Here is a 14,842-nt window from a genome sequence, read left to right as displayed (position 1 = left end):
CTCAGCGCACCTGTGCGAGCAGGCCCGCACCTTCGGTCACCACGCGCTCGCCTGCGGTAATGCCGGAGATGAGTGCAACGCGGTCGGCACTGAGCGCCTGGGCGCGCACGGTGCGCCGCTCGAAACGCTCCGCACGGGTGTGCACCCATACGGTCTGCTCGCCACCACTGCCGCGCACCACCGCCGTTGGCGGTACGGCGGCACCCTTGTGGGTCTGTCCCGTGGTTGCCACCACGGTGACCGATTGGCCAACGGCCAGCGCATGCTGGTCTGATGGCACGCGGAACTGCAGCACCCAGGCCTGCTCGCGCAACTGCCTCCCACTGCCTACAAACTGCAACTCCGTACTGCGGCCAGCCACGTGGGTGCTGGCGGCGGTGACCCCTTGGGTCAAAGCAGGGTCGTAGGCCAGTGCTTCCACGGTGAGCCGGGCGGGGTTCACCACTTCGAAAAGGGTTTCGCGGGCATCAACGACCTGGCCCGCCATGACATGCACCGCACTGACCACACCGGAGACCGGGGCGCGCAGCAGTTCGGGCGTGTGGAGGCTGGCCTGAAGTGCCTGCCTGCGCTGGCGCAACGCCACCCATTCAAGTTGCGCGGCATCGATGGCGGACTGTGGCACGGCGCCCTGGAGCTGGTCGTAGCGTTCCGCCTTGCGCTTTGCAATGGTCTGCTGGGCATCAAGATCGGCCAATTGCGCCTGCAGCCCCCCGCGTTCGGTGCCGGACACCGTGGGCTGCACATGGGCCAGCACCTGCCCTTTGCGCACCTGCTGGCCCAAGGTGGGCAGGCCCTGGGCCGGTGCCACGATGCGGCCAGGCTGGGTGGATTGCACACGGCCTCCGGCCGTCGCATCGGCAACCACCTTGCCAGAGAGCTCTACTGACAGGGGCAGGTCGCGGATGTCGGTTTTCACGGTACGTAGGCCCCATTGCCGCTGGATCGCCTTGGGGATGAACAGGCTTCCATCGGCCTGGCGCTGTGGGATGGCCAGGGGCGCTGCGGTGACTGTGGGCGCGGGAGTGGGCGCTGCGCCATGGTCTTCATCGCCATGGGCGAGTGCGGCGCCATGCATCACCAACAACAAGGCAGCAGCCAGAGGGGGGAGGTATCCGGATTTCATTCGATGTCTCTTGGGGAATGCGTACGACTCGGTGTGCGGCGGCGCCGGGCCATCAGGCCTACACCTGCGAGCAGCGCGATACCGCCCAGGCCCCAGGCCATCGAGCGCGCAGGCTCAACCGTTGCAGCGGCGATTGCCACCGGCGGTGGGACTTCCAGCGTGGCGGTCAGCAGGTCTGCGCTGTCGTCGGTCTCGATGGTGAACGTCAGGGGGTGCCTGCCGGGTTGGCCGATGCCCCCCTGGGGAATCCAGTACACCCCAGGGGACGATGGGTGGGCGCTGACCTGCTCGGTGCCGGTGTCCACTTCCACCTGGGCGCCTACGACGGGTTCGTTCGTGTCAAACCGGTCGATGGTCAGTACAAGCCGGTCTTGTTCCAGCGTAGCCACCAGTTCAAAGGCATCGGTTTGTGCTTCGGCGCGCGGTGCCAGTGCCAAGGCCTGGGACGTTTTTGCTGTGCGCGGTTCGCTGTGGTCTTCGTCGCCGTGGGCCAGGGCGGACCACGCCAGACAGGCGAGGGCTGCACCAGCCAGAAGAGAACGCAGGTTTTTCATTGGGGAAGGGCTCCGAGGGCTTGGTTCAATCGGGACTGGGCGGCTGCCACGGACCACTGTTGTTGGCTGACCAGGGCCTGGGCTTGCAGCGCATCGGAGCGTGCCCGCAGCAAGGCAGGCAAGCCGCTCTCTCCCAGGGCAAATGCCTTGTCTGCCAGGTGGAGCGTGTCTGTGTCGAGGGCCAAGCGCTCTTGTGCCTGGCGTAATTGGCGCGTGCTGGACTCCAGGCTGCGCTGCGCCTGCTCGGCGTCGAGTGCCAGCTTGCGCTGCAATTGGTCGTATTCAGCTTGCGCCTGCTCCAGTGCCGCCAGGGCTGCCGATTGCGCCTGGTGTACCAAGGGAGCAGAAGACAAGGGAATCGTCAGTTTGATGCCCAGGGCGCTGGAATATGGCTGCCCGGCCGCGCCGCGGTCACGGACCATGCGCAAGGCCAGCTCCGGGGCTGTGCGGCGGGTGGCGTCCACCGACCGAACCCGCGCCTGCGCCCGCTCCAGGGCCGCGGAGGCTACGGCCAGAAGGGGGTGGTCTGGCGCAAGGACTTTTCGACCGTAAGGGGACTCCGGAGCCAGTTGGGCAGGTGCGGCGCTGCCGGTGAGCGCGCGAAAGGCTTGCTCGGCTTGCACCAGCGCCGTGGCGCTATCGGCCAAAGCCCCTTGGGCGACAAGCACTTCGCGTTGGGCCAGGTTGGCGTCGATGCGTGCCAGTTCTCCCGCACGGTAGCGGCGCTGGACCTCCGCCTGGAGAGCCTGGGCCGTGTCCACGCGCTGCTGGGCCAGGGCCTGTGTCTGGCGTGCAGCGGCCACGGCCCACCACGCTGTGCGCAGGTCGCCGGCCAACCGAAGGCGCAGCGCATGGGGCTCTGCCATGGCTTCCTTCTGGCTGCTGAGGGCCTCGGCCGTTTGAGCTGCCTTTTGACCGGGCAGCCACAGCGGGACGGACATTTCCACTTCCCATTCGCGCTGGCCCAGGTTGGCATGGAAGCGGTCGCTCACTGTGCCCAGCGACAGCGCGGCCGGGCCGGGTGTCAGGCTGGTAGCTGCTTCGACACCTGCGGCGGCCTGGGCGGTGCGCGTGCTGCTGGCCCTGGCCTGGGGGTGCAGCGACCAGGCCTGCTCCAGCACCTGTGCCAGTGTTTGCGCAGTGGCCGGTGCTGCGGCCAGAGACAAGGCCAGCAGTATTCCGGCGAACCGGGCCCAGTGGAGTTTTTGCGCTGGGTTTTGCAGGGTTGGTCTGATCGGATGGCGCCGGTGTCTGGAGCGGTGGGAGTGCATGGCGTGCATGGTGCAGCGCCACCCCCCACAGGCAGCTTTCCGGCAGATTACAAATCTGTCATCTACGCTCCAGTGCGGGATGCGGCGGGCACAATCGGGTGGTGTGCCCCACAGCAGCTCTGCCCCGCATGAAAATCCTGATCGTTGAAGATGAGCCCAAGACGGGGGACTACCTGCAGCAAGGGCTGACCGAGTCGGGGTTTGTGGCCGATTTGGTGCGCAGCGGTGTTGATGGCCTGCATCTGGCCATGACGGGCGACTACGACCTGCTGGTGCTCGATGTCATGTTGCCGGGGATGAGCGGCTGGCAATTGCTGGACATTTTGCGCCAGGGGGGCAAGCACATGCCGGTGATGTTTCTGACAGCGCGGGACCAGGTGGAGGACAGGGTCAAGGGCCTGGAATTGGGGGCCGACGACTACCTCGTCAAGCCCTTTGCTTTTTCGGAGTTTCTGGCGCGGGTGCGCACCCTGCTGCGCCGGGGCAAGAGCGGAATGGAGAGCACGCTGCTGCGGGTGGCTGATCTGGAGCTGGACCTTGTGCGCCGCCGCGTCGTGCGCGGCGGTCATCGCATCGACCTCACGGCCAAGGAGTTTGCGCTGCTCGAATTGCTTCTGCGCAGGCAGGGCGAAGTGCTGCCGCGCACCCTGATTGCTTCCCAGGTCTGGGACATGAACTTCGATAGCGACACCAATGTGATCGAAGTGGCTGTGCGCCGTTTGCGCGCCAAAGTGGATGATGCCTTCGAGCGCAAGCTGATCCGCACCGTGCGCGGCATGGGCTATGTGCTGGAGGATTCCGGGTGTTGATGCCACGCCTGTCCCTGACCGCTCGGTTGACGCTGCTTTTCACCACGGCCTCGGGGGCTGTCCTGCTGCTCCTGGGCTGGGTGGTGCTGGGCGCCATCGAACGCCATTTCGACGACCTTGACCGCTCTGAATTGACGGGCAAGTTGCAGCATGCCGAGCACATCATTGGTGCTGCGCGTACACCGCAAGATCTGGCGGGGATGGTCGGGCAACTGCGTGAAGCCTTCTCCGGGCACCATGATCTGGTGATGGCGGTGCGCGGGCCTGACCAGGCGTTGTTGTTTGCCACACCGGGGGTCGTTTTTCCGGATTCGGGGGGCGCCAGTGGGCCTGACCGTGCAGCAGCGCCCTTGCAGAAATGGACCACCGAAGGGCGGCGGTTCCATGGGCTGGAATGGGGCATGCCCATGGCCCCTGCTGCGCATGGGGACGTGCGTGTCTTTCTCGCCATCGATAGCGCGCACCACGATGATTTCATGCACGACTTTCGCCGTACTCTGTGGCTGTTTGTGGCCTGTGCGGCGCTGATGGTGGGCCTACTGGGCTGGTTTGCCGCACGCCGGGGCTTGGCGCCACTGCGGGCCATGCGCGAACAGGCCGCCGCCGTTACGGCGCAAAGCCTGGACCGTCGCGTGCCGACCCAGGCCGTACCGGCCGAGCTGGCCGACCTGGCCACCACCTTGAATGAAATGCTCGAACGTCTGGAGGATGCCTTTCGACGGCTGTCCGATTTCTCTTCGGATCTGGCACACGAGTTGCGCACGCCCATCAGCAACTTGATGATGCAGACCCAGGTGGCACTGAGCCGACCGCGTGAAGCAGACATCTACCGCGACATCCTGGAATCCAATGCGGAGGAGTATGAGCGCCTGGCGCGGATGATCTCCGACATGCTGTTTCTGGCCAAGGCCGAGAACGGCTTGGCCATCGTGCATGGTGAGCCGGTGGACTTGGCACGCGAGGTGCATGACCTGTTTGACTTCTACGAGGCACTGGCCGATGAGCAAGCGATTCGGCTGGAAATGCAAGGCGCGGGCGTGGTGCTGGGCGACCGGCTCATGCTGCGCCGGGCGCTGAACAACCTGTTGTCCAACGCACTGCGCCATACCCCCGCCGGGGGGCAGGTTGCCGTGACCATTGTTCGGCAGCAAGGCCAGATCGTACTCACGGTGGAAAACACCGGCGAGATGATTCCCGCGCAACACCTGGCCCGGTTGTTCGAGCGCTTTTACAGGGCTGATCCGTCGCGCCAGCACGCATCAGGCGAGGGCACGGGCCTGGGCCTTGCCATCACGCAGGCGATTTTGCGTGCGCACAAAGGCGATGTAGGGGTTGCCTCGCACCCGGGCCGCACGGCTTTTACCCTGCGCTTTCCATTCTGAATGCGGATTGACGGGGCTGCATACGATGGCCGTAAGGGGAGCAGTGGCTGCTGGGCCGATGCTGTCGATGCGCGTATGCTCTGCGCCTTTTCCTTGCATAGCCCGCCGCCATGATCGATCACACCGATGACACACCTTCCACCATCCAGGAACCCCGCCTGTGGAGCGACGGGCACTGGACGGCGCGGGTCATCAAAAACGAGGACGACGATGGCTGGGCCGTGGCCATGACCTTGAAGGGCGAGGACGAGCCCGCGCTGGTGGGCCCGTGGACCATGGGGCGCGACAAAAAGAACCCCAAGCCGCTGGATGTGAATGCCTTCAACACGCTGGTTAAAACAGCCAGCGAGGTGTTGCGCCGCCACGAGCAGCAGCTGCACGCGCAGCTGAACAAGAACGTCACCATCACCGTGCAGGGCGAACGCGTGCGCGTGCTGCTGGCGATCGTGCCCGACGAGGAAGGCGCCAGCGCCACGCTGAGCGCGCAGGACCCGCTGGGCGAAGAGCTGGCGCGCATGCCGGTGTCGCCGGCTTTCAAACTGACGGTGGACAGCGCGCTGCGCTGGGCCGAGAGCGGCTTCGAGCGCCCGCGCTGAGCGCCGGCGCCCGCATCGCGGCCGCATAGCGCTGCGGCGCCCACTGCGCGGTCAGCAGCGCCACCAGCGCCACGCAGGCCATGTGCGCCAGCCAGCCGGCGGCAAAGCCGCCACTGGCGCCGTGCAGCGCGGCCAGCGCCCAGGGTGCGAGCGCCGCCAGCAAGAAGCCGCCGCCCTGCATCAGCGCGCTCAGTGCTCCGGCCTGGGCCGCGTCGGGCAGGTGGTCGAGCACCACCACCATGGTGAGCGCAAAACATCCGCCCAGGCCCGCGCCCAGCAGCAGGGCTGCGCTGCGCGGCGCCAGGTCGGGCCAGAACACCAGCGCCGCAAAGCCGGCCGCCTGCAGCGCCAGCGTGAACCACAGCCAGGGCCGGCGGTCGCTTTGGCGCGCCGCCAGCGCAGGCAGCAGCAGCGCCGCGCCGGCCTGCGCCAGGGCGAGCAGCGCCACCAGGCTGCCGCTGCTGGCGGCGCTCCAGCCGTGCGACTGGTAGAACGGCGCCAGCCACGCGACCACCGAGGCGTAGCCGCCATTGACCAGGCCAAAGCAGGCCATCAGCAGCCAGGTGCGCGGCCGGCGCAGCATCCAGCGCGCGGGGCCCGGGCCGGTGGCAGCCGCCTGCGGCGTGCGCGGCAAGGCGCGCCAGGCCAGCAGCAGCGCCGCCAGCACCGGCAGCGCCCACCAGGCCAGCGCCGTGCGCCAGGCGCCGCCCTGCGCCGCGAGCGGCGTGAGCTGCGCGCCGAGCGCGCCGCCGCCCATCAGCGCGGCCGAATACAGCCCCATCACCGGCGCCACATGGCCCGGAAACTGGCGCTTGATGACGCCCGGAAACACCGCCTGCACCAAGGCCACGCCCAGGCCGCACAGCGCTGCCGTGGCGACCAGCGCGGCGCCGCCGGGCGCCCAGGCGCGCAGCGCCGAGCCCGCTGCCAGCACCACCAGCGCGCCCAGCAGCACGCGGCGCGCGCCCAGGCGCTGCTGCAGCGCCGGGCCGCACCAGGCGCCCAGGCCCATCAGCAGCATGGGCAGCAGTGTGAGCCAGGCCATGCCGCGCAAATCGAGCCCCGTGGCGGCCGCGATGTCGTGCGCCAGTGGCCCCACGGCCGTGAGGAAGGGGCGCAGGTTCAGCGCCGTGAGCACCACCACGGCCAGCCACAGGCCCTGGCGGGCCGCAGGCGTTGGCGCGGGCGCGGCGGCGTGGCCGGCAGTGCGGTCCATGTCAGGCGGCGCCCAGGGGGCCGGCCGGCGCGTCGCCATAGAGCTGCTGCGCCGTCACGCCGGTATCGAGCCGCGTGAGCGGCAGCGGCGCGGGGTCGAGCGGCAGGCGCAGCGCTGTATACGCGGCGGCGCTCGACAGCCCGTAGGGCGCTGCGTCGTCGTTGTCGAACGCGTAGTACACCGCCTGCACGCCGCCCATGACCATGGCCGCCAGGCACATCGGGCAGGGGTGGCCGCTGGCATAGACGACGCAGCCGTCCAGGCGCGGGCGGCCCAGCTGGCGGCTGGCGGCGCGCAGCGCCTGCATTTCGGCGTGGGCGGTGGGGTCGTGGCTGTGCACGATCTCGTTGACGCCGCTGGCAATGCGCTCGCCGCCGAGCGCCAGCACGGCGCCAAACGGGCGCCCGCCGCGGGCGCGGTTGGCCTGAGCGAGGCGCACGGCCTCGCGCAGCAAAGAGAGGTGGTCGGACATGGACAAGATTCCTGAGGCAAGCGGGAAAGCGGGGGGCGCGAAGCGGCGCGCTTCAGCGTGCGCCGGCCGCGCGCAGCAGCGCGGCGATGGCGTGGTAGCCGCGCTGCTCGGCATGGCGCAGCGGCGTCACGCCGCCGTGGTCGGGCAGGTGGACGTCGGCGCCGGCGGCGATCAACTGGCGCACGATGTCCTGGTGGGCCGGGCCGCCGTCCGACAGCACAATGGCTTCGAGCAGCGCCGTCCAGCCCAGGCGGTTGACATGGTCGACCGCGACGCCCGCGGCGATCAGCAGGCGCACCGCCTCCACATGGCCGCGCTCGGCCGCCGGGATCAGCGCCGTGCCGCCATAGCGGTTGGTGCTGCGCAGGTCGGCGCCGTGCGCCAGGGTCATGCGCAAGATGGCCCGGCGCCCCTGAGCGCCGGCCAGCAGGTAGGGGCTGTCCCGCTGGGCATCCTGGGCGTTCACATCGGCGCCGGCGGCGATCAGGGCCTGGGCGATGGCCACGCGGTCCAGTGCCGTGGCCAGCAGCAGCGGCGTGCGCCCTTGCGCATCGCGGGCTTCCAGGGTTTCGCGCAGGCGGGCGCCTTCAGGCGCGGCGAGCAGGGCCTGCACCGCGGCCAAGTCCTGGGCCTCGACGGCCGCGTGCAGGGGGCTGGCCTGGGCCGGGGCGGTGGCCAGCAATGCCGCCGTGGCGGCGCAGGCCACGGTGGCGGGGTGGAAAAGCGGGTGGGGCATCACGGCAGCAGGGGCAAAGTGGCAGAGGGCTGCCAGTCTAGGCAATGCCCTCAAAATCGGGAAATTAAATGATCGAATGCACGCCAGTGGAAAACCAACTGCCCCACCCCCTTCTGGACCCGGTGCTGCTGCGCAGCTTTGTCGCGGTGGCGGGCACCGGCAGCTTCACGCGCGCGGCGCAGAGCGTGCACCTGACGCAGTCCACCGTGAGCCAGCAGGTGCGCCGCCTCGAAGAGCAGCTGGGCTGCGTGCTGCTCGACCGCAGCGGCCGCCATGTGCTGCCCACGCCCGAGGGCGAGCGCCTGCTGGGCTACGCGCAGCGCATCACGCAGCTGATGGCCGAGGCCGTCGGGCAGCTGGCCGCCAGCGCCGGCCAGAGCGCCATCCGCCTGGGCGTGCCCGAGGACTTTGCCGCGCGCGCCCTCACGCCCACCTTTGCCGCGTTCGCCGACGCGCACCCGCAGGTGCGCCTGGAGGTGACCAGCGGCCTGAGCCGCGGCCTGTGGCACCAGTTCCAGCAGGGCGAGCTGGACTTGGCCCTGGTCAAGCAGCGCGCCGGCAGTGCGCCGGGCCTGGCGCACTGGCCCGAGCCGCTGGCCTGGATGGACAGCCGCACGCGCCCGGCGGCGGCGCGCGTGCCGCTGCCGCTGGTGGTGTTTCCGCAGGACGGGCTGTACCGCAGCGAGATGACGCACGCGCTCGACGCCGCGGGCCGCAGCTGGCGCATTGCCTACGTCAGCGCGAGCCTGGCGGGCCTGAGCGCGGCGGTGGAAGACGGCCTGGGCCTGACCCTGCTGCCGCGCCGCCTGGCCACCGCCGGCCACCGGCTGCTGGGCGCGGCAGAGGGCTTGGCCCCCGTGCCCGACCTGGAGCTGGCCCTGCACGCGCGGCCCGACCTCTCGGCCGCCGCCAAGGCGCTGGCAGTGCTGCTGGTGCAGGTTTGCCGCAGCGTGGTGCAGGCGTGAGCGCGGGCAGGGCACGATTAAAAAGCTATTGAATTCATAGCTTCTAGCGCTTGCTGATAAAGGGCTGGAGGCGTTTTTTGTTCGAATTCTTCTCAGACCACGCCGCGGGCGCGCAGGTCGGCCCGTTGCGCCGCATCCAGCCCCATCTCGCGCAGCACCTCATCGGTGTGCTGGCCCAGCGCCGGCGGCGCGTTGCGCAGCACGGGTGGCGTGGCCGACAGGCGCAGCGGGCTGGCCACGCCGGTGATCTGCAACACGTTGTCGGTGGCGGCCTCTCCGTCCTTCCAGCGCGGCAGCGTCACGGCCAGGCCACGGGCCTGCACCTGCGCGTCGTCGAACGCCTGCGCAATGGTGTTGATGGGGCCGCAGGGCACGGCCTTGTCTTCCAGCAGCGTGATCCAGTCGGCCGTGGTGCGCGTGCGGGTCACGGCCTCCATGGCGGGGATCAATGCGGCACGGTTTTGTACGCGCAGCGTGTTGGTGGTAAAGCGCGGGTCCGTGGCCCATTGCGGCTGGTTGGCCGCTGCGCAAAAGCGCTGGAACTGCCCGTCGTTGCCGATGGCCAGCAGCATGTTGCCGTCCTCCGTGGGGAAGTCCTGGTAGGGCGCGAGGCTCGGGTGGCTGTTGCCCATGCGGCCGGGCGCCTTGCCGGTGGCCAGGAACCCCGACGCCTGGTTGGCCAGCACGGCCATGCCCACGTCCAGCAGCGCCATGTCGATGTGCTGGCCCTGGCCGGTGCCGGTGGCCGCGTTGTCGCGCACATGCAGCGCGGCCAGGATGGCGTTGCTGGCGTACAGGCCGGTGAACAGGTCGATCACCGCCACGCCCACGCGCATCGGGCCGCCGCCGGGTTGGTTGTCGGCCTGGCCGGTGATGCTCATCAGGCCGGTCATGGCCTGCACCATCAGGTCGTAACCTGCGCGCTCGGCATAGGGCCCGTCTTGGCCGAAGCCGGTGACGGAGCAGTAGATGAGTCGCGGGTTGAGTGCGCGCAGGCTGGTCTGGTCCAGGCCGTATTGCTTCAGGCCGCCGACCTTGAAGTTCTCCACCACGATGTCCGCCTCTTGCGCCATCTGCTTGATGAGCGCTTGCCCTTCAGGCGAGGCCATGTCGATGGTGACGGAGCGCTTGTTGCGGTTGCAGGCGGTGTAGTAGCTGGCCTGGTTGGTGTCGTTGCCCTCGGCGTCCTTCAAAAAGGGCGGGCCCCACTGGCGCGTGTCGTCGCCCACGCCGGGGCGTTCCACCTTCACCACGTCCGCGCCCAGGTCGGCCAGAACCTGCGTGCACCACGGCCCGGCCAGCACGCGGGAGAGGTCGAGCACCTTGATGCCTGCGAGGGCGCCGGGAGAGGTAGAGGGGGTGGTCATGGTGTGGTGTACTATGAAATTGATAGCTGTTAGCGCATGATTGACTAGCGCTACAAGGCAAAAACACCGCAAAGGCGGTGTTTTTGCCGGTTTTCGGGGCGCAGGCCGATCAGTTGGCGAACGCGGCGATGCCCGTCTGGGCGCGGCCCAGGATCAGCGCGTGCACATCGTGCGTGCCTTCGTAGGTGTTCACCACTTCCAGGTTCACCAGGTGGCGGGCCACGCCAAACTCGTCGCTGATGCCGTTGCCGCCCATCATGTCGCGCGCCAGCCGGGCAATGTCCAGCGCCTTGCCGCAGCTGTTGCGCTTGATGATGGAGGTGCCTTCCACGCTGGCTGTGCCCGCGTCCTTCATGCGGCCAAACTGCAGGCAAGCCTGCAGGCCAATGGCGATCTCGGTCTGCATGTCGGCCAGCTTCTTCTGGATGAGCTGGTTGGCAGCCAGGGGGCGGCCGAACTGCTTGCGGTCCAGCGTGTACTGGCGGGCGGTGTGCCAGCAGAACTCGGCCGCACCCAGCGCGCCCCAGGCGATGCCGTAGCGTGCGCTGTTCAGGCAGGTGAAGGGGCCCTTCAGGCCCTGCACTTCAGGGAAGGCGTTTTCTTCGGGCACGAACACGTCGTCCATCACGATCTCGCCGGTGATGGAGGCGCGCAGGCCGACCTTGCCGTGGATGGCGGGGGCTGTCAGGCCCTTCATGCCCTTTTCCAGCACAAAGCCGCGGATGGGGCCCACGGCGCCGCCTTCGGACACTTCCTTGGCCCAGACCACGAACACGTCGGCCACGGGGCTGTTGGTGATCCACATCTTGCTGCCCTTGAGCTTGTAGCCGCCATCGACCTTGTAGGCGCGCGTGGCCATGCTGCCGGGGTCGGAGCCGTGGTCGGGCTCGGTCAGGCCGAAGCAGCCGATCCACTCGCCGCTGGCGAGCTTGGGCAGGTATTTCTGCTTCTGCGCTTCGGTGCCGAATTCATGGATGGGCACCATTACCAACGACGACTGCACGCTGGCCATCGAGCGGTAGCCCGAATCCACGCGCTCCACTTCGCGGGCGATCAGGCCGTAGGCCACGTAGGAGAGACCAGGGCCGCCGTACTGCTCGGGGATGGTGGGGCCCAAGAGACCCACTTCGCCCATCTCGCGGAAGATGCTCACGTCCATCTTTTCGTGGCGGAAGGCGTCCAGCACGCGGGGTGCCAGCTTGTCCTGGCAATACGCTGCGGCGGCGTCGCGGATGGCGCGCTCGTCATCGGTCAGTTGCTGGCTCAGGAGGAAAGGGTCATCCCATTGAAAAGCGGCGTGGGCCATGTGTGTCTCCAGGTCGGAAAAGGGGGAAGAAAAAAACGAATCTGGAACGCATCGTAGGCTTTGGGATGCTGGCCCGCAAGCGAGTTCTTTTCATCCAGACATGCGTTTATGGAATGTATGGAATACTGGCGGCCAGCTAAGTCAAGGTGTGGCTGGTCACTTAAAAATTCCTCTTCATCATGCGCCGCAACATTCCATCGACCCAGGCCCTGGCCTGTTTTGAAGTGGCCGCCCGCCACGAGAGCTACACCCGCGCCGCGCAGGAGCTGTCGCTCACGCAAAGCGCCGTGTCGCGCCAGATCCAGGCGCTGGAAGAATTTTTGGGCGTGCAGCTGTTTCGTCGCACGCGCCACGGCGTGGTGCTGACGCCTGCGGGCGCGCACTATGGCCGCCAAGTGGCGCGCTGGCTGCAGGGGCTGGAGCGCGACACGCTGGACGTGATGGCCCACCAGGGCGAGGGCGGCACCCTCACGCTGGCGGCGGTGCCCACCTTTGCCACGCGCTGGCTCATCCCGCGCCTGCCGCAGCTGGCGCAGGCGCACCCCGACATCGTGGTGCACATCGACACGCAGACGCGGCCTTTTTTGTTTGCCGACACCACCTTTGACGCCGCGCTGTACGCGGGCACGCCCGAGCAGGTCGCCAACTGGCCCGGCGTGCAGGCGCAGTTGCTGATGCACGAAGACGTGGTGCCCGTGTGCAGCCCGCGCCTGCTTGAATCCGCTGCGCCCCGGGGCCGGGGCCGCGCGCACCAGCCTGTGGCGGCCGAGGCGCTGGCCGATCTGCCCCTGCTGCAGCAAAGCACACGCCCCTATGGCTGGCGCCAGTGGTTCGAGGCGATGGGGGTCGATGCACCGTACGCCCTCGATGGCCCGCGCTACGAGCTGTTCTCCATGCTGGCCGTGGCCGCCACCCATGGCATGGGCGTGGCGCTGATGCCGCCGCTGCTCATCGAGGCCGAGCTGGCCAGCGGCGAGCTGGTGGTGGCTTGCGCCCGGCCGTTGCGCGGGGAGCGCGCTTATTACCTCGTCAGCCCGGCGCATGCCTTGTCGCCCGTGCTGGCCGCCTTCAGTGCCTGGCTGGCGACGATGGCGGGCCCTGACGCATAAAAGGTCTCTTCCTACAAGCCGCGCTTTGGCTCTAAAGTAAGCTCATTGCAATCCCCTCCACAGAAAAAGGATTGATCGCATGTACGGAATATCGGCGGTGCGCTATGACAGTCGGCAAGGGCCATGTATCAGCGAGGTGCTGATGGGATTGCTGGCTGCCGATGGCCGTTGCTGGGAATCTGCACCCGTGCCTGTGCCGCTGGTCGAAGTGGTCGACCGGCTGCTGGAGGGTGACCCCATTGTGGCGGTGCGCCCCGGCCCGCGCGGCACGCTGGTACACGGCGCTCCGGCCTGCCTGCAGGTACAAGACAGCCAGCATGGCGGCTGGGACGAGTGCATCAGCTTTCCGGAAGACGGCAACGCTCCCGCGCTGCACGACCTTCCCCTGTTTTGACCCATGGAGCGCCACAACCGCTTTGTTTTTTTACGGGAGACCTGCTATGAGCACCTACCACGCGCCCCAGTTTGATCCCACTGTGGACGAACTCGAAACCCTCAAGCAATTGGAGATGGGTGAGCTGGTCACCACGCCCCAGGCGCTCAAGGAGCATCTGTCCAGCCGCCTTTATGAGCGCGGCTACCTTGGTAAAAACAGCGCTGACGAGCTGACCATTACCGACGCAGGCCGCGCACTGATCCGCCGCCAAGACAATTGAGCGTCACAGCGCCAGAGCACTTGCGTAGTGAGCGCGCCGGTACTGAATGCTTACGGCATGGAGGAAACGTAAGCGACCACCGCTTCAATATCCGCGTCCGTCATCAGCCGGGTATTGGGCGTCATGATCGAATCAGAGCGGACATCGCTACCGCTGCGGTAACGATGCAGTGTGGTGCGCAAGTATTCGGTTTGCTGCCCGGCAATGCGGGCAATCTGGTCGTTGCCGCGGCCTGTCTGTCCGTGGCAGCGAAAGCAGGTCTTGTTGAAATACGACTTGCCTTTGTCTGCCAGTGCAGCATCGGTGGCGGGTTTGTGTGCTACTTCCTGGGCGGAATAGAACAGCACCATGCCGATTTTTTCATCGCTGTTCATGGCGCGGATCATGCCCTCCATGAACTCGTTGCGGCGTCGCCCATCGGCAAACTGGCGCAATTGTTCCAGCAGGTAGGCAGGGTTCTGGCCGGCCAGATTGGGGATGGATGGCTTGGTGCTGTTACCCCCCTCGCCATGGCAGTTGGCGCATACCGCAGCCACCTTGCGACCGATCTTGAACAGGTTCTCTGCCAGTTGCGTGTCCGTTTGCACTTCGCGGAACCGCACGTCCAAGTCAACCTTTGCGCTGGACCGCGCGGACTGGGCTGCCGCAGGCATGAAAAAAGACGCCGCCATCATTGCCGCCGCCAGAAACATGGGAATGCGCTTTGTCATTTTCATAACCACAAAATAAAGATGGTTATTTTAGGGTGCCGCTGTCCGCGCAAAACATGGCCTATGTCAAGCCGACGACAAAAATCTGGAGGTGTGCAGCGGGTATCAAGCGCACGTCGGCCTCTTGCACTGCCGCTTTATATTACATAATAGCTATAAATTTAATAGCTATTGGCGCTTTGTGAGTAAGCGATAGAGGCTATTTTTCGCCAAAATTCCCATGCCTTGCCGTGATTTCCAGCTGGCGTAATTCTTCGAGTGTGTTGGCATTGAAGAAGGCCTCACTCGCATCAGACGGCAGGTCAAATGGAACCCGCACACAAGTGTGCTGCGCAGTCCAGGCGCCGACCTTGCGTCCGCCAGTGGCAATGAAATGGGCCAGGCTGTCCTTCAAACGGACATTGAGCAGGCAAAACACCGACTGAGGGCGCAGGGTGGTGTGCTGCGGATCGCTGTAGTCGCGCGCTGCGGCCATGGCGATGTCGGCGCCCTCGCGGCAGGCGGCATGTGCCAGTCGTTGGGCCAGGTCGACGGGGAACAGCGGCGTATCGCAGGGCACGGTCAGCA

Annotated in this window: 17 protein-coding genes; 7 read left to right on the top strand and 10 right to left on the bottom strand. The window is 67.2% G+C overall.

Annotated features, from left to right (window positions below):
* Nucleotide 1: 1 nt before the first annotated feature.
* Genes ACYVOC_RS10465 through ACYVOC_RS10455 form a run of 3 tightly spaced genes read right to left on the bottom strand, consistent with a single transcriptional unit; the run spans nt 2 to nt 2,951 of the window.
* On the bottom strand, nt 2–1,126 hold the full coding sequence (locus ACYVOC_RS10465) for an efflux RND transporter periplasmic adaptor subunit (RefSeq protein ID WP_461161771.1): 1,125 nt from the start codon (nt 1,124–1,126) through the stop codon (nt 2–4).
* On the bottom strand, nt 1,123–1,680 hold the full coding sequence (locus ACYVOC_RS10460) for a hypothetical protein (RefSeq protein ID WP_461161770.1): 558 nt from the start codon (nt 1,678–1,680) through the stop codon (nt 1,123–1,125). The genes ACYVOC_RS10465 and ACYVOC_RS10460 overlap by 4 nt, the downstream gene beginning before the upstream one ends.
* Nucleotides 1,677–2,951: a TolC family protein gene (locus ACYVOC_RS10455; protein ID WP_461161769.1), complete on the bottom strand. Its 1,275-nt coding sequence runs from the start codon at nt 2,949–2,951 to the stop codon at nt 1,677–1,679. The genes ACYVOC_RS10460 and ACYVOC_RS10455 overlap by 4 nt, the downstream gene beginning before the upstream one ends.
* A gap of 128 nt (nt 2,952–3,079) precedes the next feature.
* On the opposite strand from ACYVOC_RS10455, the gene ACYVOC_RS10450 reads away from it, so the two are divergent.
* The 3 genes from ACYVOC_RS10450 (at nt 3,080) to ACYVOC_RS10440 (ending at nt 5,738) form a co-directional block, all read left to right on the top strand.
* Nucleotides 3,080–3,760, top strand: coding sequence for a heavy metal response regulator transcription factor (locus ACYVOC_RS10450; protein ID WP_116004332.1), 681 nt, complete (start codon nt 3,080–3,082; stop codon nt 3,758–3,760).
* The gene (locus tag ACYVOC_RS10445) at nt 3,760–5,142 is read left to right on the top strand and encodes a heavy metal sensor histidine kinase (RefSeq protein WP_461161768.1); all 1,383 of its coding nucleotides are present in this window, start codon (nt 3,760–3,762) and stop codon (nt 5,140–5,142) included. The genes ACYVOC_RS10450 and ACYVOC_RS10445 overlap by 1 nt, the downstream gene beginning before the upstream one ends.
* A gap of 110 nt (nt 5,143–5,252) precedes the next feature.
* Nucleotides 5,253–5,738, top strand: a complete 486-nt coding sequence (locus ACYVOC_RS10440) for a hypothetical protein (protein WP_461161767.1) — start codon at nt 5,253–5,255, stop codon at nt 5,736–5,738.
* On the opposite strand, the gene ACYVOC_RS10435 is transcribed toward ACYVOC_RS10440, so the two are convergent.
* The 3 genes from ACYVOC_RS10435 to ACYVOC_RS10425 are packed head-to-tail and all read right to left on the bottom strand — an operon-like array spanning nt 5,677 to nt 8,162.
* Complete coding sequence (locus ACYVOC_RS10435) at nt 5,677–6,954, bottom strand: cyanate transporter (RefSeq protein ID WP_461161766.1); 1,278 nt, start codon at nt 6,952–6,954, stop codon at nt 5,677–5,679. The genes ACYVOC_RS10440 and ACYVOC_RS10435 overlap by 62 nt on opposite strands.
* A 1-nt stretch (nt 6,955) precedes the next feature.
* Nucleotides 6,956–7,426, bottom strand: a complete 471-nt coding sequence (locus ACYVOC_RS10430; protein WP_461161765.1) for a nucleoside deaminase — start codon at nt 7,424–7,426, stop codon at nt 6,956–6,958.
* A gap of 52 nt (nt 7,427–7,478) precedes the next feature.
* Nucleotides 7,479–8,162, bottom strand: coding sequence for an ankyrin repeat domain-containing protein (locus ACYVOC_RS10425; RefSeq protein WP_461161764.1), 684 nt, complete (start codon nt 8,160–8,162; stop codon nt 7,479–7,481).
* 68 nt (nt 8,163–8,230) lie between these two features.
* On the opposite strand from ACYVOC_RS10425, the gene ACYVOC_RS10420 reads away from it, so the two are divergent.
* Nucleotides 8,231–9,127, top strand: a complete 897-nt coding sequence (locus ACYVOC_RS10420; RefSeq protein WP_461161763.1) for a LysR substrate-binding domain-containing protein — start codon at nt 8,231–8,233, stop codon at nt 9,125–9,127.
* 92 nt (nt 9,128–9,219) lie between these two features.
* Here ACYVOC_RS10420 and ACYVOC_RS10415 read toward each other — a convergent pair whose 3' ends face one another.
* Together ACYVOC_RS10415 and ACYVOC_RS10410 are read right to left on the bottom strand one after the other, a co-directional pair.
* Complete coding sequence (locus ACYVOC_RS10415) at nt 9,220–10,494, bottom strand: CaiB/BaiF CoA transferase family protein (protein ID WP_461161762.1); 1,275 nt, start codon at nt 10,492–10,494, stop codon at nt 9,220–9,222.
* A 109-nt stretch (nt 10,495–10,603) separates the two neighbouring features.
* Nucleotides 10,604–11,800 (bottom strand): acyl-CoA dehydrogenase, encoded by a 1,197-nt coding sequence (locus ACYVOC_RS10410; RefSeq protein WP_461161761.1) that lies wholly within the window; start codon nt 11,798–11,800, stop codon nt 10,604–10,606.
* 179 nt (nt 11,801–11,979) lie between these two features.
* On the opposite strand from ACYVOC_RS10410, the gene ACYVOC_RS10405 reads away from it, so the two are divergent.
* From ACYVOC_RS10405 to ACYVOC_RS10395, 3 genes are all read left to right on the top strand, one after another.
* On the top strand, nt 11,980–12,909 hold the full coding sequence (locus ACYVOC_RS10405) for a LysR family transcriptional regulator (RefSeq protein ID WP_461161760.1): 930 nt from the start codon (nt 11,980–11,982) through the stop codon (nt 12,907–12,909).
* 79 nt (nt 12,910–12,988) lie between these two features.
* On the top strand, nt 12,989–13,303 hold the full coding sequence (locus ACYVOC_RS10400; protein ID WP_116701310.1) for a hypothetical protein: 315 nt from the start codon (nt 12,989–12,991) through the stop codon (nt 13,301–13,303).
* A gap of 46 nt (nt 13,304–13,349) precedes the next feature.
* The gene (locus ACYVOC_RS10395; protein WP_116004316.1) at nt 13,350–13,565 is read left to right on the top strand and encodes a hypothetical protein; all 216 of its coding nucleotides are present in this window, start codon (nt 13,350–13,352) and stop codon (nt 13,563–13,565) included.
* A 50-nt stretch (nt 13,566–13,615) separates the two neighbouring features.
* Here ACYVOC_RS10395 and ACYVOC_RS10390 read toward each other — a convergent pair whose 3' ends face one another.
* Entirely contained in the window at nt 13,616–14,281 is a 666-nt protein-coding gene (locus tag ACYVOC_RS10390; protein WP_461161759.1) for a c-type cytochrome, read from the bottom strand.
* A 193-nt stretch (nt 14,282–14,474) separates the two neighbouring features.
* The coding region (locus ACYVOC_RS10385; RefSeq protein WP_461161758.1) for a glycosyltransferase family protein at nt 14,475–14,842 on the bottom strand (368 nt) is incomplete at its 5' end.

This window comes from Simplicispira piscis, from assembly GCF_054783455.1.
The sequence above is the reverse complement of the archived record's forward strand: the minus strand, read 5'-3'. Positions and strand labels throughout refer to the sequence as shown.